Consider the following 1,313-nt stretch of genomic DNA (forward strand, 5'->3'; position numbering starts at 1 on the left):
AAGCACTTTTACCAAGCCCATTATCCCCAATCAGTAACTCCCTTTGTCCTTTTCCGATGGGAATTAGATTATCAAGCATCTTATTTCCCGTGTACAATGGTCGATTCACAAAGTCGCGGTGAAGAATGGATGGTGACAACTTATCGAGTAATCCTTGTTCCTCATAGGGAGGAATCGCACCGCCATCTAATGGATTGCCTAGGGGATCAATCACTCGTCCAAGCAATTTATCGCCTACAGGAATACTCAATGCTCGCTTCAGAGGAAAAATAGGGGTTCCTGCCTTTAATTTTTTAGTTTGTACTAACATAATAGCGCCAACTAAGTTTTCCGTGAGATGGAACACCATGGCGATACAGCACTCATCCTCTGAAATAAGAATTTCATCGATGGCGGCAGAAGGTAAGCCCTTAATCCAGATAATCCCATCTCCAACAGAAACCACCTGTCCCTGTTCGGATGCCTTGATTTGAAATTGATAGTGCTCAAGACGTTGTCGTTGCTTCTCAAGAAAAGAAGGGGGGTTAGGCCAGTTCATTTTTTGTCTCTGTAAAGAATTTTAATTCATCACGAAGATTGGCTTGCAAGCACATTGGACCCATTTGAAGGGTTAATCCGGCGAGAAGCTTTGGGTTTTCTGTAAAGCAAACGGCGGGTTTCTTGGACGCCCATTGTTCAATGACGTGTAATAGACTCTGCTTTTGATGTTCATTGATGGGGTAGGCCGTTTGTATCGAAAGGGTATTTTCCTCAGAGACAGTCTTTAGCCATTGCCATTGTTCCACTGGGAATTGATGGAGCTCCTTGATGGTTTTTTCAATGATTTTCTCTTCAAGATGCGCATCTGCAAAATCGATTAACAATTTTTCAGCAAATTTCCCAGCCAAAAGAAATGCTTCCTTGGCATTGTTTTCAATGATGGCTGCGGCTTTTTGCATTTCATGGGAAAAAATCTGCTCTTTTTCTTGACGCAATTGTTGTTCAAACTGGAGTCTTTCTTCTGATTTCCATCGTTCCATCGCCTCATGCCACTCGTTGTGTAGGGTCGCTTTCTCTTGTTGCCAATCGGTAAGCCGATTTTCATAGGTTGTTTGCAATTGCTTTGCTTCCTTTTGCCGCGTCTCAGCAGTCTCTAATTGTTCTTGCACTCTTTTTTTTCGTTCTAATATGGTTTTTTGTATGGGCGCATAAAGAAAGCGTTTCAAAATCCAAATGAGAATAAGAAAATTAATGAGTTCTAATGAAAAAGTGGTCCAAGAGAGTTCCATTGGTTTTATCCCTGTTGCGTTACAAAATAAGACAATAATGGATTT

At 41.4% G+C, this 1,313-nt stretch carries 1 protein-coding gene and 1 pseudogene; both read right to left on the reverse strand.

Going from position 1 to position 1,313, the window contains the following annotated elements:
• A pseudogene (locus ACWTEW_RS08580) lies at window positions 1-538 on the reverse strand (F0F1 ATP synthase subunit alpha); the annotation flags it as partial.
• Window positions 525-1,268 (reverse strand): F0F1 ATP synthase subunit delta, encoded by a 744-nt coding sequence (locus ACWTEW_RS08585; RefSeq protein ID WP_454783626.1) that lies wholly within the window; start codon window positions 1,266-1,268, stop codon window positions 525-527. The pseudogene ACWTEW_RS08580 and the gene ACWTEW_RS08585, both read right to left, overlap by 14 nt.
• Window positions 1,269-1,313: the final 45 nt, after the last annotated feature.

It is taken from the genome of Legionella stuttgartensis (assembly GCF_977063405.2).